Here is a 20,714-nt window from a genome sequence, read left to right on the forward strand (position 1 = left end):
CACTGCGGCGCAATACGCGCCTGTTAAGACCATGTGCGATTGATACCCCCCACATGATTAAGAAACCTTCAAAACCAGGTTTGACTTTAATTTGTGAAACAGGCCTGGCCCGGTGGGTGTGCTGGACTTTCGAACCGAAAAGCCGCCAGCTTTCGGCGAAAACAAAGCCCGCGGAGTCAAAAAAATCGGAAAACGGGACCAGACCCGCCTTCCGGCTCGAAACTTCAAACCCGTGAGAAGTTATTCCGTCGGCACACCCGAATTGCGGCTCGCGATGGTCAGTGTCACCGCATAGGCCGTGTCCGGCTCCATCGCTGTCAGAACATCCGCCGTAATCTCCGGGCGCATCCGCGACATGATCCCGGCGGCAAAGGAAATTTCCATCCGCTCGAAAATCCGGGCCGCTTCCTCGGGCTTCATTGCCTCATAGACGGTCGTCATCTGGGCGATGTCCCGTTCCGCGGCGCCATCGGCCATGGCCAGCGTGTTTTCCAGCTGTTCCTGCGCCTTGCGGAAGGCCGTGAGCTGTTCCTCGAGCTTTTTCTCCGCCACGCTCAGTTCCTGAGCACGGGTCGACAGGTTGTCGGCTTCGGTTTCCAGCTGTTTTTCCCGGTCGCGAATCGCGGAGAGCAGAACATCAGCTTCTTCCACCGGCTCCGCAGCTTCCGGGGCCGCATGAGCGTTGTTCCGGGCCTCCAGCGCCTCGCTGATCCCCTCGGCAAAAGCCGAACCGTGTTCCGTCAGGCGCATTGCGCCGGAACCAAGGAAACAGAAGGCAATAATTGCGACCGCGCCAGCGCGTTGAGGGGATGACGACATCTTCAGGCCGCTCCGGATGCGATTTTGGTCAGTTCAGCCACGAGATCCTCCTCGTTCCGCATGTTCAGGCTGGCCGTGGTGCGGCGAAGCGGGCTGTTGGAATCAAGCGACTGCGGTTTCGGTAGATCACGTGAGGACACACTGCCGGATCCGTTGGGCTTCATGCCCCGGCGCTCCGATTCCGCAGCCTCCTCAAGCTGCGAGCGGGTGAGGGGGGACAGATCGTTCTCCGCCGGCCGTTTGGAATTCATGATCTTCTGACCGCGTGGCGAGGACATGAACTCACGTTCAATCCGCATCGAGCGCGACACCTTGTCGCAGGCCTCGATCTCGGATTTCAGGTTTTCCGTCGCCGCCGTTGCCGCCTGCATCAGTTTTCGCAGTTCGGCATTCTTTCTTTCCGATTCGCCCCTGGCCTCCAGAAGCGTTTTGCGCGCCAGTTCCACCTGACGGGTCAGCGATACGATCGAACCGCCCAAACCCTTGTCGAGGGATTTGAGCTTGTTCACGCGTGCCGACAAAATCCAGCAGTAACTCCCCGCGAAAACCGTCGCCGCGGTCAGGAGTCCGTTCATAAGAAGTTCCGTTTCCATGTCCGTCTCCTTCAGTTGAGTACAAATTCGGTTACAAGCAGATCGCGCACCATGCCTTCGCCGGCCACGACCTGAATGCGTCTGAGCATCTGCGCGCGAAGCCGGGTGGCCGACGCCGGATGCTCAATATCCTTGATATCCACCGCACGCAGATAGGTGTTCAGAACGTCCATCACCCGGGGCATGATGTTTTCCACGGCCTCTTCCTGGCCGGGGGTCACCTCAAGCTGCCCCGAGAATCGCAGGTGCTGTGCGGATGCACCCGGCGCCAGCGACACCATGATCGATTCCATGGGCACGAACGCCACCTCGGTCGCCGCCGCTACCGCATCGGGTGAGGCCTTGGCGGGTGTACCGCCCGAGGCCGTCTGTGCGGGGGCGTCCTGACCCAGGACAGAATCGAGCATTCCCGAGGAAACGGCGAAGAATCCGCCACCTCCCAGTGCGGCTGCTCCGATAAGCCCAAACAGCAGCGGCTTCACCATACCGCCCTTGGGCGCGGGCGTATTTTCTTCCGGTTCGAGGGATTCGTCGGTCATGGGTGTTCCAGAATTCGGTTCTGATTTGAACCGTATTTAACCTTTGCAACCATAACGAAATGTTAAGGCTGTTAATTAGATTATCGCGACAGGCAGAGCGAAACTTTGCAAGCACAATCAACTCAGTGACCAGAAGGGACACCGTGGTAGATCAGATTAAATTGTTCTGGGAAAAACTGGAGCCCCGCCAGCGAATTATCGCGCTGCTGAGTGCCGTGGCGATTGTTGCCACGATGTTCGGAATCAGCCGTATCGCGTCGACGCCATCAATGGCACTTCTGTATTCCGGCCTTGAGCCCGCGGCCTCGGGAGAGATCGTGGGTGTGCTTGAGGCCGAGGGCGTACCTTTCGAGGTCCGCAACAACTCGATCTATGTTGATGTGGCCCAGCGTGACCGCGTCCGTATGGATCTCGCCTCCGAGGGTCTACCCGCCGGTGGCCCGGCCGGGTACGAGATCCTCGATGGCCTGTCCGGTTTCGGCACCACCAGCCAGATGTTCGATGCTGCTTACTGGCGCGCCAAGGAGGGCGAGCTCGCCCGCACCATTTCCAGTGCCCGCAACGTCCGCAGCGCCCGGGTTCATCTTGCCAACCCCGTGTCACAGCCCTTCTCCCGTGACACGACCGGGTCCGCTTCCGTCACCGTCACCATGGCCGGCGGCGCTCTGGGCGAACCACAGGCTGAGGCGATTCGTTACCTTGTGTCCTCCGCCGTCACCGGTGTTGACCCCGAATCCGTCGCCATTATCGACAGCCTGCGCGGCGTTGTTCTCTCCGGCAACGAGGACGAACTGACCCGGGCCGGCGTCAAGAAACCTGATGAGCGCGAGGAAAGCCTGCGCAAAAACATCCAGCGCCTGCTGGAAGCTCGCGTCGGCCCCGGCAAGGCCATTGTTGAGGTCAGCGTCGAAGCCAACATGGACAGCCAGACCATCTCCGAGCGCGTCATCGACCCCAGCAGCCGCGTGGCCATCAGCTCCGAGATCGAGGAATCCCAGGAGGATTCCAGCGGCACAACCCCCGGCGTCACCGTGGCCAGCAATATCCCCGATGGCGATGTCGAGGGCGGGGGCGGCGAATCCAACCGCTCCGCGAGCCAGCTCCGTGAACGCCAGAACTTCGAGGTGTCCGAAACCCGCACCGAGCGCGTGGTTCTCCCCGGCCAGGTCCGCCGTATCAACGTGGCCGTCATGGTCGACGGCATCACCGCCACCGATCCGGTCACCGGTGAGTCCACTTGGGAACCCCGTCCCGAAGAGGAAATGGAAACCCTCCGCCAACTCGTGAGCGCCGCTGCGGGCATCGACGAAAGCCGTGGCGACACCGTCACAATCGAGTCGCTCCAGTTCTCACCGGTCGGTGGCGAGGGCGCCCTCGGCGAATGGCAGGACGCGACCTTCATGGACCGCTACGGCTCCCAGGTCATCCAGGTCGGCGTTCTAGCCGGTATCGTTCTCGCCCTGATCTTCTTCGTCCTGCGTCCGATGATGAAACCGGCGGCCCAGGAAAACGAACTGGCTGAACTGCTTGGCATCGACCAGTCCGATGGATCGGAGGACGCCAACGGCGCCACCGCCCTGACCGACCAGTCCGGCGACAGCGACTCGATCTTCGACCTGCCCGAGGACAGCGTACGCAAGATCGACCGACTCAAGGAGGTCATCAGCAGCCGCAGCGAGGATTCCACCGCCGTACTTCTCGGCTGGATTGAAAGCCCTGATCAGGTCAAGGAGCCCGCATAGCGATGGGAAACTTCCAACTGGAAACCTTTTCTCCCGAGGAGAAAAAGAAGGTCGCGCCCCCTCCCAAAAAGAAGGAGATCCCGGCCCCCGACCTGAAAGCCATCCGTGAGGAGGCCTACGCCCAGGGCGTGATCGACGGGCGCTCCGCCGCCACCGAGGAATACCTCAATGATCAGGGCCGCCTGACCGCGGAACTCATCGAGGCGCTCTACGACGCGGGCATGACCAACGAGGCCGCCCGCCAGCACGTGAGCGCCAGCATGGTCCCCATCGTGGAAACAATTGCCCGCGCGATTGCGCCGGTTCTGGCGGAACATGGCCTGATTTCCGAGATCGGCCGGCTGGTCCGTCAGGCGCTTGATTCGTGCCCCAAGGCCCGTCCGCGCGTGCGGTGTTCAAGTGAACTTTTTGAGCCGCTGCAACGATTGGTTAACGAGCGCAGCCTAGATGCGGATGTGGAGATGGCGGGCGAACTGCTCCCCAAGGAGGCCCGCATTATCTGGGACCAGGGGTATGACCACATCGATCTGGATGCCTGCGTCGAAGAAATACTTGGATGTGTAAAACTGCATTTCCATTCCACCACCGGGAACGAAGACAATGAGTGATGATGATCTGGGTAAAGATGTACCGGAAGAGGAAACCTCCGCAACAGCAGGGGAACCGGGCGGCGCTGCTGAACCCGTAGATCCCGCGGGCGAAGGACGTGTCGAACGGCGCGGCATGGGCGCCGCTCAGCCCACCGACGCCGGTGTCGAGGAGGAGGCTCCCGCCGAAGCCGCTCCCGAACCGGAACCGGAGGAGGCCGCCGCCGCACAGCCGGCGGCTGAGACACCGAAGAAAAAATCCGGCGCCCGCAGCGTCTTCCACGGCGTTCCCATCGAGGTGACCGTCTCCGTGGGCAAGGCCCGCCCGACGGTCAGCGACCTGGTGGAGTTGCGCCGCGACTCCGTGCTTGAGCTGGATGCCTCGGTCAACGATCCCGTTGAACTCTACATCGCCGACCGCCTGATCGCCCGTGGCGAGCTTCAGGAGATCGGCGAGGAGGGCAACCGCCTGGGCGTGCGTCTTACCGAAGTGGCAGATTTCTCAAATGACATGTAAAATTCCATCTGTCCGCGTGGCCCTTCTGGGCTGCGTGGCCTTTGGACTGGTTTTTGCCGCCGCGCCCGTCGCGGCGCAGGACGTTTCCCTATCCTTCGGGGACGGCGACACACTGAGCCTGCGGACGGTACAGCTTTTCATTCTTCTCACCCTGCTGAGCCTGGCCCCGGGCCTTGCCATCATGGTGACCTGCTTTCCCTTTATGGTGACGGTCCTGTCGATCCTGCGTCAGGCCATCGGCGTGCAAAGCGCGCCGCCCAACATGATGATTATCAGCCTCGCGCTCTTCCTGACCTGGTTCGTGATGGAACCGGTGTTCCAGGACGCTTGGGCCGCTGGTGTCGACCCCATGATCAACGGACAGCTCGACCCGGAAGAGGCGTTCGAGCCCACCATGCAGCCCTTCCGCCTCTTCATGGAGGGCCGCGTTGACACCGACACGATCCAGATCCTCTCCGACGCCGCCCCCATCCGCCAGATCGGTGAGGACGGCTCCGTTCCCCTGTCCACGCTCGTTCCGGCATTCCTGCTCAGCGAGATCAAACGCGGTTTCGAGGTGGGTTTTCTTATTTTCGTGCCGTTCCTGGTCATCGACCTGGTCATTGCGGCAATTCTGATGTCGATGGGCATGATGATGGTGCCGCCCGCCGTCGTCGCCCTTCCTTTTAAACTGGCATTCTTTGTCGTTGCTGACGGCTGGAGCCTGTTGGCTGGAGCACTGGTAAGGAGTTATGCGTCATGAGTGAGACCGGAGCCGAACTGGTCCTTGCAAGACCCGAAGAGCAGCAGACGGAAAACGTCCCGGCCACCGCAACCGGTACGGGTGTCGCCACGGTAAAACCCGGCGGGCAGGGTGCTCTTGTCGTTGCCCCGCGCCCCATCGACAAGGCCGCGGTGCTTCTGACCGCAATTGGCCCCGAGCTTGCCTCCGGCGTCCTCGAACAACTCAAGGACGACGACATGGAGCGTTTTGCCAACGCTCTCGCCAGCCTCGGCAAGATCAGCCAGGAAGCCCTCGACGAAATCATCGTTGAGTTTATCCAGTCGCTCTCCATCGGCCCCGAACTCTCCGGCGGCGCTCAGGCGGCCCGCGAACTTCTGCGCGGCATCGTCGAGGAAAGCGAAATCGACCGCATTCTGGCCGGCCACAACCCAGGCATGCAGCGCAGCGTCTGGGCGCGTCTCGGCGACGCCCCGCCCAAGGCCCTGGCCACGTTCCTCTCCATGAACCACCCCCAGACCGTGGCCGTGGTCCTGAGCGAGATCAAATACGAGACCGCCGCCGCCGTGCTTGAGGAACTCGAAGCCGAGTTTGCCCGCAGCATCGTTTTGCGCCTCTCCCGCATCCCGAGCGTGGACGAGAACGTCAACGCCTGCATCGAGGCCGCCATCGAGCGCGACTTCCTCTCCGTTCTGCAGAACAACCTGTCCAAACGCCGCCCGGCGGATCTCATCGCGGGGCTGATGAACAACATCTCCAGCGAGGCTCGCGACGGCTTCCTTGCCTTCCTCGAGGAAAAGGACGCGCACCTGGCCCAGGACGTTCAGCGCACCATGTTCACGTTCGAGGACATTCTCACACGCGTTGCGGGTCGCGATGTTCCAGGCATCCTGCGCGAAATGGAGGACGAGGACGTCCTGACCGCGTTCAAGTTCGGCATGATGCAGGAAAGCGAGACGGTGGAATACATGATCGGCAACCTGCCGCGCCGTCTGGCCGAACGCTATCGCGAGGATCTCGAGGCGATGGACAACGTCCCCGCCAAAGAGGGCGAGACCGCCCAGATCGAGATGACCAAGGTCATACAGAACCTCGCCAAGGCCGGAACCATCAAGCTTATCGAGGCCGCTCCCGCCTGATCCTGATCCAAGCCGAATTGCATCCCCGCCCGTGCGGGGATATTGAGGCCATGTTTTCCTTTTGGGGGTGGCATGGCCTTTTTCAAAAAACTCAAGGACCGTCTGTTTAAATCGTCGAACAAAATCGACGAGGGACTGGACGCCATCATGGACGAGGCGCAGCCCGCGCCGCCCGAACCGGCTGACGCGCCGGCGCCCGAACCGGTTCCCACGCCCGCACCCGCGCCGTCTCCCGCCTCAACCGCCGCACCGGTGCCCACGGCCGATCCGACCCAGACCCCGCCCTCGGCAAAACCCGGTCTCGCCGGAGGGCTGTTCCGCCGCTCCGAGAAAGCCCGCATCTTTGACGACGCCATGCTGGAAAACCTCGAGGATCTGCTGATCACCGCCGATATGGGCGTGGACACCTCCCTGCGCATCACCTCGAACATGGCCGAGGGCCGCCTCGGCCGCCGCATCGACGCCGATGGCCTGAAGCAGCTTCTGGCCGACGAGATCACCGCCGTTCTGGAACCCGTCGCCAAGCCCATCCCCATCTATTCCAAACGCCCCCAGGTCGTGCTCGTGGTCGGCGTCAACGGCTCCGGCAAAACCACCACCATCGGCAAACTTGCCAGCCAGTTCCAGGCCGCGGGCAAAAAGGTCGTAATCGCCGCCGGCGACACCTTCCGCGCCGCCGCCGTCGAGCAGTTGCAAATTTGGGGCGACCGCGCCGGCGTGCCGGTCATGACCGCCCCCCAGGGCTCCGACCCCGCGAGCCTCGCTTTTGACGCCATGGGCCGCGCCGCGGAGGAGGGGGCTGACCTTCTGCTGATCGACACCGCCGGCCGTTTGCAAAACCGCGACGACCTGATGCAGGAACTCGCCAAAATCGTGCGCGTCATCCGCAAGAAAGACCCCGAAGCCCCCCACAACACGCTTCTGGTCCTCGACGCCACCACCGGACAGAACGCACTGGCCCAGGTCGAGATCTTCCAGAAAATCGCCGATGTCTCCGGCCTCGTCATGACCAAACTCGACGGCACCGCCAAGGGTGGCGTGCTTGTGGCTCTGGCTGATAAATTTGGCCTGCCCATCCATGCCATCGGAGTGGGCGAGAGCATCGACGACCTTGCCCCCTTCGAGCCGGAGGACTTCGCCCGGGCCCTCACTGGCCTGCAGTAAATGTCCGCCTGGATCACCGGGCTCGAAGGCACCCCGGCGGCACCCGTTGTCGCACTCTGTCTCGCACTTCTCGCCGCCGTGTCCCACGCGGTCTTCGGCGCGCTACAGAAGGGCCGCCACGACCCCTGGCTGTCCCGCGGTGCCATAGACTTCTGCTACGCCGCCATGGCGCTGCCCTTCGCCCTGTTCGTCGTGGCCTGGCCCGAACCCCATGTCTGGCTGCTTCTCCTCGGCGCCATGATCATCCATATCGGCTACAAGTATTCCCAGGCGAAGGCCTACGTCTCCGGCGACTTCACCGTGGTTTACCCCATCGTGCGCGGCATGGGCCCGCTGGTCACGGTAATCGGCGCCAGCATCGTGTTTCACGAACATTTTTCTTTTGCGCAGTGGCTGGGCCTGCTCCTGCTCTCCGGTTCGATTTTCCTCTTCGCCGTCATCAACGTCCGCTCCGCCACGCTCGACCGCAAACGCCTCGTCACAGCCCTGTCCTGGGCCACGCTGACCGGGTTCTTCGTGGCGATCTACACCACCTACGACGCTTACGGCATCCGCGCCACGCCGGACCCGTTTACCTTCCTCGCCTGGTTCTTCGTCGTCGACGGGCTGGTGTTCCCGGTAATAGCCCTCATCCGCTACCGCACCATGTACGACCCGCCCGCACTGGCCCCGCTGATGCGCCGCGGCCTCATCGGCGGCCTGGTGGCCTATATCAGCTTCGGCTCCGTCATGCTCGCCACCCGTCTCGACAAGGTGGGCGAAGCCGCCGTCCTCCGTGAAACGTCGGTGGTCTTCGCCGCGCTCATCGGCTGGGCCTTCCTTGGCGAAAAGGTCGGCGCAATTCGCGGATTTCTCATAATCCTGATCGCGCTGGGTGCGGTAATTGTGGAATTTGGCTGACAGCCGGGATAAAGGGCAGGCATGACACAACGCAAAATCAATCCAATTCTGAAACTGGTGCTGGAGATTGGTCCCATCGCCGTGTTTTTCCTGGCCTACCGTTTCGCCCCCGTGCCGGAGGGGCTGGAAACCATGGAGCGCCAGCTTGAGCAGATCCTGTTTTCAACCAAGGTCTTTATCCCAACCATCCTCGCCACCCTTGCCGCAAGCTGGTTCCTGACCCGCCACCTGCCCAAAATGGCGGTGATCACGGCCGTGGTGGTCGTAATCTTCGGTGGCCTGACGCTCATCCTGCGCGACGACACCTTCGTGAAGATGAAGCCCACCATCCTCTACCTGCTCTTCGCCGGCATCCTGGCCTTCGGTCTCGCCCGTGGCGTGAGCTACCTGAAATACCTCATGGAGGAACTCGTGCCGCTCCAGGACGAGGGCTGGATGAAACTCACCCGGCGTTTTGTCCTGTTCTATGTCGTACTCGCCGTCCTGAACGAGGTCGTCTGGCGCGGTTTCGGCACCGACACCTGGGTGAATTTCCGCACATTCATCCTGCCGCTCGCCAACTTTGCCTTTGTCATGAGCCAGTTCCCCATGCTCCAGGGCTACATGCTCGACCCCGAGGACGACCGGGCGGCCTGATCCGCTTTCGCGTCAGGTGTCCCGGCGCCCTGACCCAAGGCGCGACGCGCCATGCCCGACTTTGGGAGGGCTCCGACCGGATTGTTCAGCGCGTATCGCGCAAATTCGCGAAACCGTTGAGCGGAGGCCGACGTCGGGATGCCCTCCCGGGGGGAAAGTCGGGCATGGCGTGTCGTGCCGACACGCCGGGGATGGTGGCAGGACCTTTGCCCAACACCAGGCCCTGCATTGCAGAACGCGGTTTTTTTATCTCAGCGTTTAGCCCATGGGGAGACAGCGGTGCCCCCCTACCTCACCAAAAACGCAAACCGCTCCGCCAGCGCGTTCCACGCCGCTGACGTCCCCGCCGTCAACAGATACCCCGTGTTCACAGCCGCCGAATACGGCTCACCGGTCAGCGTCTTCGACACCCCACCGGCCTCCCGCACGATCAGGCTCCCCGCCGCGTGATCCCAGCTGTTCAGCGTCCCCGAGAGACAGAAATCCATATGCCCCTGCGCCACCATCCGGTACTCATGCACCGCACAGCGCAGGTTCAGAATACGCAGAAACTCCGGCACCGCAGCCACCAGGTCCGGCTGAACCTCGCGCGGGAAGATGTTCATCGGTACATAGCCCGACAGCGTCCCCAATTCGGTCTTTGACGACGCCCGCAGCTTCTCCCGCTTCAGCCGCTCAATTCCACGAAACGCACCGCGCCCCATATTCCCGCCGATCATGTCATCCGTCACCGGATCATAAAGAAGCCCATACACCGGCTCCCCATAACGGCACACGGCCAGAATAACCCCAAACAGCCCCAGGCCATGGGCAAAATTCCAGGTACCATCTACCGGGTCCAGAATGACGCAGAACGGCGCACCCTCAATCCGGCCCAGCAGGGAAGGGTCCGCCGACACGGCCTCCTCGCCGACAACAATCGCCTCCGGCAACTCCCGCCGAATGGCCTCCGTCATTAGCCGTTCGGCCTCCGTATCGGCCAGGGTCACCAGGTCCGTTTCACCGGTTTTCTCCGCCACATCCGTCCCGGACAGGTTCCGAAACCGTGGCATGATCGCCTTTGCCGCCGCGTCGCGCACCGTCGCGATCAGAAAATCCTCAATGTCGCGGTCAATGTAATGGCTGGATGAAGTCATATTCCGAACTACCGTTTTCCCTGAATTTCACTGCCGAACGCCTCAGCGCCGGATCATCTCAAGCGACGCCTTCGACAGCGGCTCCGCCCCGGTCTCCGTAATCAGCGAGGTCCGCGCCAGCGTCATCGCCAGCCCGCGGTCCGCGTCAAACAGGATCATATGGGCGAAAAACACGTTGCCCGGCCGCATCTCATAGCTCTGCCCGGCGTAAAACATCGGCCAGTCCATCCAGTTCGGCGCAAAGGTCGTGCCCAACGAATACCCGCAGGCATTCAGCCGGAAATCCGTCATGCCCAGCCGGTCGAGCGTCACCGCATGGGCGTCAAACACCGCACCCGCCGGCTCCCCTGGCCGCATCGCCTCCTCGCAGGCGAGCAAAGCCTCATGCGCACTCTTGTGCATGTCCTCAAGCCCGGCCGGCACCTCACCCACCACAACCGTGCGCATCAGCGCCGCATGGTAATGCCGCCAGCCAGCAGCGAACTCGAGCGTCAGAAGGTCATTCGTCTCCAGATGCCGCCGCCCGGTGAAATACCGGCACATCAGCGCCCCATGCCCCGACCCGATAATCTGCTCATTGGCCGGATCATCACCGCCACCCCGGTAAATCGCGCCCTGCAACTCCGCCAGAATGTCGCCCTCAAACGCCCCAGGCCCCGTGGCTTCCACCGCCGCATCCAGCCCGGCATCGGCCAGTTCCGCCGCGCGCCTGACATGTGCAATCTCCGCCGGGGACTTCACTGCCCGCAGCCGCGTTATCAGCAGGGACGCATCCACCATCGGAAACCCGTCCGCCAGCGCCGCCTCAACCCTGCGCCCCTTGGCCGCCGTCAGCCCATAGGCCTCCCACTCAACCCCGAGGGTCTTCCCCGTCAGCCCAAGTTCCACCAGAATCCCCAGCAGATCCGCCTCCGGCGTCGCGCCTTCCACATCAACCCAGATCCGCACATCCGGCACCACGGAGGTGAACTCCGCCTGCAACCGGTCTGCCGACCGCGTCAGCAGCACCGGATCACCCGCCGCCGTAAAAACCATTGCCTGGAAATGCACGTATCCAAACGTGTCATACCCGGTCAGCCAGTACATGCTCTCCTGCCGAAACAGGACCAGCGCCTCGATGCCGTTCCTCTGCATTTCCGCAATCGTTGTCACCTGTCGGGCGGCAAACTCATCCAGCGAAAAATGCAGGTTCTTTTCCAAATCAGGACTGCCCTTCCAGCAGCGGCCGTATCCGTTTGTTGAAAATATCCACCGTCAACGGCCCCGGGTGACGATGCAGGATCTCTCCGTCCGGCCCAACCACAAAGGTCTCCGGCACGCCATAAATCCCCCAGTCGATCCCGGATCGCCCGTCCGCATCCGCGCCAATACTGTCATAGGGATTGCCAAGCTCCTCCAGGAACCCGGCGGCATTGTCGGCGCTGTCCTTGTAGTTGATCCCGATCACCGGAACTTCGCTCTCACCCAGTTCCATCAGCAACGGATGCTCCGCCCGGCACGGCCCGCACCAGCTGGCCCAGAAATTGACAAGCTTCATTCCATCGCCGCGCAGATCCTCATCGGAGGGCACTGGCCCACCATCCATTGGCGCGAGCCCCGCCACACTCGGCGTGGTCCGGCCCACCAGGGCACTCGGCAGCTCGTCGGGATTTTCCCGCGTCAGCCCAACCCAGGCCGCAATCCCGAACGCCAGAAACAAAAGCGGAGGCAGCAGCACCAGAGGATTGAATTTCCGTTTTGTCATTCGCTTCGCTCCCTTCGCCCGGCCTCGATACGCCGCAGATCCTCACGCACCTTCCGCGCCCGCAAAACCGACAGAACCGTCAGCCCGCCCAGCAAAACAATACTCACGCCATAGGCCGCGAGCACCGTCCCGGCATATTTGCCCAGTTCCGGCATCATGCGTGCGCCTCCATCTCCTGCAACGCCCGCAGCCGCCGCAGCCGGATCTCCGTCCGCGTCCGCATCAGAACCAGCGCCACGAACAACAGAACAAACCCCGCGATGCTTATGATCAGCGGGAAATAGAACACGTCATGCACGTTTTCCTGCTTGTCGAGCGACAAAGACGGCCCCTGATGCAGCCCCTGGCTCCAGAAAAACACCGCATAGCGCGACAGAACCGCAAAGACCGATCCCACCATGCACAAAATCGCCGTCAGATCCGCCGCCTTGTCCGGATCCTCAATCGCCGCCCAAAGCGCGATATAGCCCAGATAAAACACGAACAGGATGAAAAACGACGTCAGCCGCGGGTCCCAGGCCCAGGCCGTGTTCCACATCGGCTCACCCCAGATCGCCCCGGTCAACAGCGTCACCACCGTCATCACCGCCCCAACAGGCGCGGCCGCTTTCGCCGCCAGCGCCGACACGTGATGCCGCCGGATAAACCAGATCAGCGACGCCACCAGCATCATGAACCAGGTGTTGATCGCCATAAGCGCCGCGGGCACATGCAGAAACAGGATCTTCACCGTCGAGCCCTGCTGATAGTCATCCGGCGTCGCGAAAAAACCCCATCCAAGCCCCACGGCCATGCACGCCGCCGCCAACACCCAGACCACCGGCAAAACCGGCCCGGTAATGCGCATGAATTCCGAAGGGTTGGCGTATTTCCAAAGGCTCATGGCGATGAGTTACCTGGCCACCCGTACGGGCGCAACTGTTTTGCGCCGATTCGCCCACGGATTTGTCTCACAATATCCTGGGGCGGGTCGGCCCCTGTATTCCAGTGGTGCTATCGTATAGCGATTTTACTGGACTTCTAATTTTCCCGTCTTTGTGGTATATTAACCAACATATTGTTTCGGAGGTGGAGGTTTTCGTATGAGAAAACGACGTAATGGAACGGCTTTATTTGTGGCTGTCGCAATAGCCGCCGCCAGTATGTTTGCTCCGGCATCCGTGTCGGCCCAAAACGCCCCCTGCAATCCTGCCGTTCAGCAGTGCAACTGAGCTTTTTCTGACCGTCCCTTCCTGGGAAACCACCAGAAGGACTGCCCGGCATGGACTATACCGTAGCGCTGATCTTCGGCGCCGTCATAATTGTTGTCTTCGCCTGGGACCAGTTCCAGCGACCGTCCTATGACGGTTCACGCGAACTGACCCGGCTGATCGAAATTCTCACCCCATCCAAGATGCGCAAGAGCGGCATCTACATGCGCGCCTATCTCGTATATGTCGTGCTGCTGCTGGTCATCTATTTCACCCTCTGCGCCTATGTCGAAATTCTCTTCCCGCTTCTCGGGCTGGAAATCGCGGGGGCGGGCGGGATCTCCGATGAGGTCGGCGCACCGCAGCTTCCCACAAACTGTCAAACCGCCATCAACACCGCCGTCACCGGCTTCTCCCCGCAGGCCGTGATCGGTGGTCAGGACCTCTCCGCCGGCACCGGCGAATGCGCACCGCCGCCCGAGCGCACCGGAGACCCCATGATCCCCCTCGGCGTCAGCCTCGTCATGGTCGGTCTCGCCCCAAGCGTTCCCATCCTTCTACGCGTCGAGGAAAAAATCCGCTTCCTCGCCCACCGCCTCTCCGGCATCCCGACCCGCCTCATCGCGGGCAGTGTTCAGCTCAAGCGCAAACCCCTGAAGATCGACGACGCCGACGGCAAAACCTACCTCATCGCTCCCCGAGACTGGCAGCGCATCCACCATTGCGAATCCATCGCCGGCGGCATCCTCAACGAACCCCACCAGTTCAGCACCGACCTGCGAAAAATCATGGCCTTTCGTGCCTGGGTGCTGGAGGACAAACTCCACCTCAGCCGCGCGGTCATCCGCGACGGCTTCTCAGACATTGAGGCCGATGTCAGCAAACGCATCGGCCGCCTCGTGCTCGACCTCGACACGCTCACCACGGGCGAGCAGGACACCACCGACGAAAACGGCAACGCCCGCATGTTTGCCGTCTGGGAAAAAATCGCGGAGGAGGCCGAACGCCTCGCCATGGATGTCTGCGTCCTTTGCGTCCTGTATGTTGAGCACGAGATCGTTCCCACCGCGGCCGAGGCCGAACGCCTCGGCTGGACCCGCAACGGTACCGACGACATCACCGAAAACGAACACCAGATGGGTCTCGCCCGCAGCAGCCTGATGGAGTTCGTCAGCGACGGAAACCACGCCCTCGACCGCGACAGCATCGACATGGTCCTCTGGTCCCGTTCAACCCTCGCCGTCCTGACCGTCACGTTCATCTACGGCCTTTTCTTCGGCCAGAACTCCGTGACCAGCGCCAATTCCGCCACGGGCCAGAGTCAGATGGGCCTCGCGCTCCTGACCATGTTCTTCGCGCTCCTGACCTACGCGCTCGCCCTGTTTCTGGCGATCCGCTACCACCAGGAGGCCAGCCGCCAGGGCACCTGGCGCAACATCTTCACTGATAACTGGGCGCGATGGCTCCCCGATCTGCTCCAGGTTCTCGCCATTGCCGCCTTCGCCTCCGTCGGCTGCCGCGTGCTCTACAACATCATGGCAACCACTTTCGCCGTCGGCTGGGAACCCGTGCGCGACAACTTCCTCTCCGTTCTACGCTACGCCTTTGAATATGAGGCCCCCCAGGCCATGCTCGGCCCGGTTCTCGCCCTCATGGTCATCCTCATCACCGATGCCTGGCGCAGCGGCGCGGACCGCATCCTCAGCCGCCTGCCGATTCTGACCGGCCTCGTCATGGCCGCGGCCGGTGCCACCATGCGCGCCTTCACCGCCCAGGTTGCCCTGTCCGCCCGGGGCGCCGATTTCATCCTCGTCGAACAGCTTCCCGTCATTCTCAGGGTCGCCATCCCCGCCGGTCTCATCGGCCTCGCCGTGGGCTACTATATCCGCGGCACCCTCAAGCAGGAATTCTCCTGGATGCTGGAGGAGGACCCGCACGTCACCGAACTCCAGGAACAGGCGGCGGAATGACCGGCATGCGCGTTCTTCTCTGCCTTGTCTGCCTTGCCCTCGCGTCACCCCTGGCGGCGCAGTCCCGCACCGACAAACCCGTCATCACCATGGGCGTGCGCGTCGATGCAAAACCCTTCGCCTGGTACGACCGGTCCAATGACAGCTTCCTGGGCTTCCTCGTGGACATCTGCACCGATGCCGTCACCCGCGCCGGCTATCCCTTCACCCAGGTCGCCATCGACGCCGCCACCCGCGCGGCCTTCCTGAAGGGGGAGGGGCCGAAGATTGACCTGCTCTGCGACCCCACAACCATCACGCTGCACCGCATCCAGCGCTTCATTGATCTCGGCAATGACGGAAACACCCCGGAGCGCTTCGCCTTCTCCCCGATTGTCTTTGTGGCCAACGGTACTTTTGTGACCGCCAAAAATGACGACTACGGCATCCTCACCGAACCCGCCGACCCCGCACTGTGCCACGGCCATCCGGCCCCTGAACCGGCCGCTGAGGAAAACGGCGACCCGGCTCCTCCGGTCCATTTCGCCGCCGGCTTCGTAACCGGCACCACCGTCGATGAGGTCCTGAAGGACATCGTGGCCCGCAACCTCCTAAACCTCGGTGAAAACCAGTTCGCCTGCCCGGTCCCGCAACCCTCCCATTCCGAGGGCATCGCCGCCTTCTGTCGTGGGGACCTGAGATACTATTTCGGCGATCTCGATATCGTAAACGCCTATGTCCGCGAGCAGGCCACCCTCAACCACGAGCCCTGCGAGTTCGACGTCTCATCCGTGGCCACCAGCTACGAGCCCTACGCCTTCGTGGTGACCTCAAAAACCCCCGGCTTCCGCCCGGATTTCAACAAGGCCATCTACGAGGTTTTCTACCACGGCACCGCCATCGACCGCTTCAAGGGCCATTTTGAGGGTATGGACATGTCAGCCTTCCTCGAAACCCTCTTCCGCATCAACCAGATACCCGAAGGCTCACCTCAAACTGACCCGTAACGCCGCCGCGGCTGCAAATGGCGCCATCGCCAGAATGAACACCGTCAGTCCCGCCAGCAAAAAAAGCGACGTGGACGGATCCTGTCCGTCCGCCGCCTGGCCCACCGCCATCGCGCCCAAAATCAGCGTCGGGATATAAAGCGGCAGCACCAAAATCGACAAAAGCAGCCCACCCCGGCGCAGCCCGAGCGTCAACGCCCCGCCAATCGCGCCCAGGAAACTCAGCCCCGGCGTCCCCAGCGCAAGGCTCAACACCAGCCACGGCTGCGCCTCCACCGCCAGATTGAGCGTCACCCCCAGAACCGGCGCCACCACCAGCAACGGCAACCCCGTGGTCAGCCAGTGCGCGAACGCCTTGACCGCCACCAGAGCCTCCAAAGGCACGGGCGAGAGCACCAGCACATCCAGCGTCCCGTCCTCGTAATCCGTCTGAAACAGCCGGTCGAGCGACAGCAGGCAAGACAGCAGCGCCGCAATCCACAGCGTCCCCGCCGCCACGGTCGCCAGCCGCTCCGGCTCCGGCCCGGTCCCAAACGGCACCAGCAGCACGATGATGAGGAAAAACGCGAGCCCCAGACCGGCCCCGCCGCCCGAGCGCACCGCGAGCCGCAACTCCCGCCCCAATACCGTGCGCAGCGCGCTCAAAAACCGGCCCCCTCAAGAAACGGGTTCGAGGCGGGCGCAACCGTCGCCATCCGCACCGGCTCCAAACGTAGAACATCCGAGTGGGGCAGGGCCAGGTCGTCATGGGTCGCGATCAGTGCTGCCCCTCCCGCCTCGCAATGCGTCCGCACCGCCCCGGCCAGAAGCGCCGCCGCATCCGTGTCGAGCGACACCGTCGGCTCATCCAAAAGCCAGATTTCCCGCCGCGCCACCAGAAGCCGCGCCAGCCCCAGCCTGCGTTTTTGCCCGGCTGAACAGAAATGCGCAGGCCGGTCGGCAATCCCCCGCAGGTCAAACGCCTCCAGCGCCGCACCCGCATCCCCGGTTCCGAACAGCCCGGCCCAAAACTCCAGGTTCTCCGCCACGGTCAGCTGCGGCTTGATCGCATCGAGATGCCCGGCATAGGCCATCCGCTCCACACAGGCATCCGGCTCCCGCGCCATACTCGCGCCCGCCGCCTCGATCTCACCACCACTGATCGGCAAAAGCCCGCAAACACAGCGCAGCAGGGTCGACTTCCCGCACCCGTTGGGACCGCGCAGAAACAGCACCCGCCCAGGCTCGAGATCAAACCCCACGCCTCTCAGCACCGGTCGCCCGGATCTGTCGCAGTCGAGGTTGGAAACGGTCAAAACCATGCAGCGTGGTTAGCGGAACCAAACACCGGGGAAAAGGTTTTAAAACTGAAGACCGCCATTTCAGGAAGACCCGCATTCATCAATGAAATTCAGGTATACAATTGCATACTGTCAGCTTCGATCATCTTGCGATGATGTGGTTAATGCCCATATGATGAACGGTACAGATCTTCAGTTCACATATCCGAGGGAGCGTTGAGCCACCATGCCAATTCAAGTTGGAAACGATACGTCGAACACCCGCCGAACGCTGAAAGCGGGTGGCAAAGAGTACGCATATTACTCCATCAAAGCGGCCTCCGAGGCCGGGCTTGGTGACTTCGAAAAACTCCCCGCGGCGCTGAAGGTCGTGCTGGAAAACATCCTCCGCTTCGAGGATGGCAAAACCGTCGCCGTCGACGACATCAAAGCCTTCGCCGAATGGGCCGAGAAGGGCGGCAAAAACCCCCGCGAGATTGCCTACCGTCCCGCCCGGGTGCTCATGCAGGACTTCACAGGCGTTCCCGCCGTGGTTGACCTTGCCGCCATGCGCGACGGCATTGTGGCGCTGGGCGGCGACGCGGAGAAGATCAACCCGCTCAACCCCGTCGACCTCGTCATCGACCACTCCGTGATGATCGACGAGTTCGGCAACCCCCGCGCCTTCCAGATGAATGTGGACCGGGAATACGAGCGCAACATGGAGCGCTACACCTTCCTCAAATGGGGCCAGTCCGCCTTCAACAACTTCCGCGTGGTTCCACCGGGAACCGGCATCTGCCACCAGGTCAACCTCGAATACCTCGCCCAGACCGTCTGGACCGACACCGACCAGGACGGCACCGAGGTCGCCTACCCCGACACCCTCGTCGGCACCGACAGTCACACCACCATGGTCAACGGCGCGGCCGTGCTTGGCTGGGGCGTTGGCGGTATCGAGGCCGAGGCCGCCATGCTCGGCCAGCCCATCTCCATGCTTATCCCGGAGGTCGTGGGCTTCAAACTGACCGGCGCCATGGTCGAGGGCACCACCGCCACCGACCTCGTGCTGAAGGTCGTGCAGATGCTGCGCGAAAAGGGCGTGGTCGGCAAGTTCGTCGAATTCTACGGTGACGGCCTCGACCACGTGCCGCTCGCCGACCGTGCCACCATCGGCAACATGGCTCCCGAATACGGCGCCACCTGCGGCTTCTTCCCGATCGACGCCGAAACCCTGCGCTACCTGGAGCAGACCGGCCGCGACAAGGACCGCATTGCCCTCGTGGAAGCTTACGCCAAGGAAAATGGTCTCTGGCGCGACCCGGGTTACGAGCCCGTCTACACCGACACGCTTGAGCTGGACATGGGCACCGTCGTGCCCGCCATCTCCGGCCCGAAACGCCCGCAGGACTTCGTTGCCCTGGACGCGGCGGCGGAAACCTTCCGCAAATATGTCGAGGGCCAGCGCTCCGCCAGCGACGTCTCGGAAACCGCCGAGGTCCGCTGGGAAGGCGAGGGCGGCCAGCCCGAACCCGTTGCCATCCCCGGCGACGAGGGTCATCACAAGCGCGGCTGGGTCAAAACCGACGAAAACAGCTATCAGCTGCATGACGGCTCCATCGTGATCGCCTCGATCACCTCCTGCACCAACACCTCGAACCCCTACGTGATGATCGGGGCCGGTCTGGTGGCCCGTAAGGCGCGCGAGCTTGGTCTCGACCGCAAGCCCTGGGTGAAAACCTCACTCGCCCCCGGCTCCCAGGTCGTTTCCGCCTATCTCGAGGCCGCCGGTCTCCAGGACGACCTTGACGCCATCGGCTTCAACCTCGTGGGCTATGGCTGCACCACCTGTATCGGCAACTCCGGCCCGCTCGCGCCGGAAATCTCCAAAGCCATCAATGACAACGACCTCATCGGCGTCAGCGTCCTCTCGGGCAACCGCAACTTCGAGGGCCGCATCTCGCCTGACGTCCGCGCCAACTACCTCGCCTCCCCGCCGCTGGTGGTGGCCTATGCGCTGGTTGGCGACATGAACGTGGACATCGCGAAGGAACCCTTGGGCAAGGACAAAGACGGCAACGACGTCTACCTGAAGGACATCTGGCCGAGCCAGAAGGAGATCGCCGATCTCGTCGAGAAAACCGTGACCCGCGAGTCCTTCCAGGAGAAATACGCCGACGTCTTCAAGGGCGACGACAAGTGGCAGAGTGTGGAAACAACTGACAGCCTGACCTATGACTGGCCGGCCAGTTCCACCTATGTCCAGAACCCGCCCTATTTCCAGGACATGAGCGCCGAGCCCGGCACCATCTCGGACGTGAAGGACGCCCGCGTCCTCGCGCTTCTGGGCGACATGATCACCACCGACCACATCTCGCCCGCGGGCTCCTTCAAGGACAGCACCCCCGCCGGCAAATACCTTGTGGACCGCCAGGTGCCGGTGCGGGAGTTCAACTCCTACGGCTCCCGCCGCGGCAACCACGAGGTCATGATGCGCGGCACCTTCGCCAATATCCGCATCAAAAACGAGATGCTCGACGGTGTGGAGGGCGGCTACACCCTCGGCCCTGACGGTGAACAGACCTCGATCTTCGACGCCTCCATGGCCTACCAGGATCAGGGCACACCGCTGGTGATCTTCGGCGGAGAACAGTACGGCGCCGGCTCCTCCCGCGACTGGGCCGCGAAGGGCACGGCACTGCTGGGCGTCAAGGCCGTGATCGCCGAGAGCTTCGAGCGCATCCACCGCTCCAATCTCGTCGGCATGGGCGTCATCCCCTTCGAGTTCACCGGCGGCGACACCCGCAAAACCCTGAACCTCAAGGGCGACGAGACAGTCTCCATCACCGGCCTCGAGGGCGACCTCAAACCCCTCTCCGAGGTGCCGTGCAAAATCACGTATGCCGACGGCACGGAGAAGGAGATCACGCTTAAGTGCCGCATCGATACGGCGATTGAGAAGGAATACGTCGAAAACGGCGGCGTGCTGCACTACGTCCTGCGCAGCCTCGCCAAAGCCGCGTGATCCCGTAATCACACGACACGACCAGTCAGGGGCCGCCACGCGCGGCC

Annotated in this window: 21 protein-coding genes; 11 read left to right on the forward strand and 10 right to left on the reverse strand. The window is 62.6% G+C overall.

The annotated features are described in order from the left end of the window. Nucleotides 1–240 precede the first annotated feature (240 nt). From ACP15P_RS15215 to ACP15P_RS15225, 3 genes are read right to left on the reverse strand one after another with little or no spacing between them, the layout of a single operon-like run. Nucleotides 241–819, reverse strand: a complete 579-nt coding sequence (locus ACP15P_RS15215; protein ID WP_424929309.1) for a MotE family protein — start codon at nucleotides 817–819, stop codon at nucleotides 241–243. A 2-nt stretch (nucleotides 820–821) separates the two neighbouring features. After that, nucleotides 822–1,412 (reverse strand): hypothetical protein, encoded by a 591-nt coding sequence (locus ACP15P_RS15220; protein WP_424929310.1) that lies wholly within the window; start codon nucleotides 1,410–1,412, stop codon nucleotides 822–824. Between the two features lie 11 nt (nucleotides 1,413–1,423). Further along, nucleotides 1,424–1,951: a flagellar basal body-associated FliL family protein gene (locus ACP15P_RS15225; protein WP_424929311.1), complete on the reverse strand. Its 528-nt coding sequence runs from the start codon at nucleotides 1,949–1,951 to the stop codon at nucleotides 1,424–1,426. A 143-nt stretch (nucleotides 1,952–2,094) separates the two neighbouring features. Here ACP15P_RS15225 and fliF point away from each other — a divergent pair, with 143 nt between their 5' ends. The 8 genes from fliF (at nucleotide 2,095) to ACP15P_RS15265 (ending at nucleotide 9,357) form a co-directional block, all read left to right on the forward strand. Further along, complete coding sequence (gene fliF / locus ACP15P_RS15230) at nucleotides 2,095–3,693, forward strand: flagellar basal-body MS-ring/collar protein FliF (protein WP_424929312.1); 1,599 nt, start codon at nucleotides 2,095–2,097, stop codon at nucleotides 3,691–3,693. Between the two features lie 2 nt (nucleotides 3,694–3,695). Further along, nucleotides 3,696–4,301 carry a FliH/SctL family protein gene (locus ACP15P_RS15235; protein ID WP_424929313.1) on the forward strand — a complete coding sequence of 202 codons (606 nt, stop codon included), beginning with the start codon at nucleotides 3,696–3,698 and terminating at the stop codon, nucleotides 4,299–4,301. After that, entirely contained in the window at nucleotides 4,294–4,797 is a 504-nt protein-coding gene (locus tag ACP15P_RS15240; protein ID WP_424929314.1) for a FliM/FliN family flagellar motor switch protein, read from the forward strand. Before ACP15P_RS15235 ends, ACP15P_RS15240 begins: the two co-directional genes overlap by 8 nt. Next, nucleotides 4,787–5,539 carry a flagellar type III secretion system pore protein FliP gene (gene fliP / locus ACP15P_RS15245; RefSeq protein ID WP_424929315.1) on the forward strand — a complete coding sequence of 251 codons (753 nt, stop codon included), beginning with the start codon at nucleotides 4,787–4,789 and terminating at the stop codon, nucleotides 5,537–5,539. The genes ACP15P_RS15240 and fliP overlap by 11 nt, the downstream gene beginning before the upstream one ends. Then, nucleotides 5,536–6,657 carry a flagellar motor switch protein FliG gene (locus tag ACP15P_RS15250; protein ID WP_424929316.1) on the forward strand — a complete coding sequence of 374 codons (1,122 nt, stop codon included), beginning with the start codon at nucleotides 5,536–5,538 and terminating at the stop codon, nucleotides 6,655–6,657. The genes fliP and ACP15P_RS15250 overlap by 4 nt, the downstream gene beginning before the upstream one ends. Nucleotides 6,658–6,729: 72 nt before the next feature. After that, a complete protein-coding gene (ftsY, locus tag ACP15P_RS15255; protein ID WP_424929317.1) occupies nucleotides 6,730–7,821 on the forward strand; it encodes a signal recognition particle-docking protein FtsY in 1,092 nt (363 codons plus the stop codon). After that, nucleotides 7,822–8,721, forward strand: coding sequence for an EamA family transporter (locus tag ACP15P_RS15260; RefSeq protein WP_424929318.1), 900 nt, complete (start codon nucleotides 7,822–7,824; stop codon nucleotides 8,719–8,721). 21 nt (nucleotides 8,722–8,742) lie between these two features. Then, a complete protein-coding gene (locus ACP15P_RS15265; protein ID WP_424929319.1) occupies nucleotides 8,743–9,357 on the forward strand; it encodes a septation protein A in 615 nt (204 codons plus the stop codon). Nucleotides 9,358–9,644: 287 nt separating this feature from the next. On the opposite strand, the gene ACP15P_RS15270 is transcribed toward ACP15P_RS15265, so the two are convergent. Genes ACP15P_RS15270 through ACP15P_RS15290 form a run of 5 tightly spaced genes read right to left on the reverse strand, consistent with a single transcriptional unit; the run spans nucleotide 9,645 to nucleotide 13,120 of the window. Continuing rightward, nucleotides 9,645–10,493, reverse strand: a complete 849-nt coding sequence (locus ACP15P_RS15270; RefSeq protein ID WP_424929320.1) for an inositol monophosphatase family protein — start codon at nucleotides 10,491–10,493, stop codon at nucleotides 9,645–9,647. Between the two features lie 42 nt (nucleotides 10,494–10,535). Continuing rightward, on the reverse strand, nucleotides 10,536–11,693 hold the full coding sequence (locus tag ACP15P_RS15275; protein WP_424929321.1) for a M24 family metallopeptidase: 1,158 nt from the start codon (nucleotides 11,691–11,693) through the stop codon (nucleotides 10,536–10,538). A 1-nt stretch (nucleotide 11,694) separates the two neighbouring features. Further along, nucleotides 11,695–12,237 carry a DsbE family thiol:disulfide interchange protein gene (locus ACP15P_RS15280; protein ID WP_424929322.1) on the reverse strand — a complete coding sequence of 181 codons (543 nt, stop codon included), beginning with the start codon at nucleotides 12,235–12,237 and terminating at the stop codon, nucleotides 11,695–11,697. Next, nucleotides 12,234–12,395, reverse strand: coding sequence for a heme exporter protein CcmD (gene ccmD, locus ACP15P_RS15285; protein WP_424929323.1), 162 nt, complete (start codon nucleotides 12,393–12,395; stop codon nucleotides 12,234–12,236). Before ccmD ends, ACP15P_RS15280 begins: the two co-directional genes overlap by 4 nt. After that, the gene (locus ACP15P_RS15290; RefSeq protein ID WP_424929324.1) at nucleotides 12,392–13,120 is read right to left on the reverse strand and encodes a heme ABC transporter permease; all 729 of its coding nucleotides are present in this window, start codon (nucleotides 13,118–13,120) and stop codon (nucleotides 12,392–12,394) included. Before ACP15P_RS15290 ends, ccmD begins: the two co-directional genes overlap by 4 nt. A gap of 378 nt (nucleotides 13,121–13,498) precedes the next feature. Between ACP15P_RS15290 and ACP15P_RS15295 the strand changes: the two genes are divergently transcribed. After that, nucleotides 13,499–15,397, forward strand: a complete 1,899-nt coding sequence (locus ACP15P_RS15295) for a hypothetical protein (protein ID WP_424929325.1) — start codon at nucleotides 13,499–13,501, stop codon at nucleotides 15,395–15,397. Nucleotides 15,398–15,402: 5 nt separating this feature from the next. Next, nucleotides 15,403–16,383 (forward strand): substrate-binding periplasmic protein, encoded by a 981-nt coding sequence (locus ACP15P_RS15300; RefSeq protein WP_424929326.1) that lies wholly within the window; start codon nucleotides 15,403–15,405, stop codon nucleotides 16,381–16,383. Here ACP15P_RS15300 and ccmB read toward each other — a convergent pair. Together ccmB and ccmA are read right to left on the reverse strand one after the other, a co-directional pair. Next, the gene (gene ccmB, locus ACP15P_RS15305) at nucleotides 16,363–17,019 is read right to left on the reverse strand and encodes a heme exporter protein CcmB (RefSeq protein WP_424929380.1); all 657 of its coding nucleotides are present in this window, start codon (nucleotides 17,017–17,019) and stop codon (nucleotides 16,363–16,365) included. The two genes, ACP15P_RS15300 and ccmB, sit on opposite strands and share 21 nt — an antisense overlap. Nucleotides 17,020–17,024: 5 nt before the next feature. Continuing rightward, complete coding sequence (ccmA, locus tag ACP15P_RS15310) at nucleotides 17,025–17,684, reverse strand: heme ABC exporter ATP-binding protein CcmA (protein ID WP_424929327.1); 660 nt, start codon at nucleotides 17,682–17,684, stop codon at nucleotides 17,025–17,027. 205 nt (nucleotides 17,685–17,889) lie between these two features. Between ccmA and acnA the strand changes: the two genes are divergently transcribed. Then, nucleotides 17,890–20,667: an aconitate hydratase AcnA gene (acnA, locus tag ACP15P_RS15315; RefSeq protein ID WP_424929328.1), complete on the forward strand. Its 2,778-nt coding sequence runs from the start codon at nucleotides 17,890–17,892 to the stop codon at nucleotides 20,665–20,667. Nucleotides 20,668–20,714 lie beyond the last annotated feature (47 nt).

Source organism: Amaricoccus tamworthensis (assembly GCF_049800875.1).
Classification (GTDB): domain Bacteria; phylum Pseudomonadota; class Alphaproteobacteria; order Rhodobacterales; family Rhodobacteraceae; genus Amaricoccus; species Amaricoccus tamworthensis.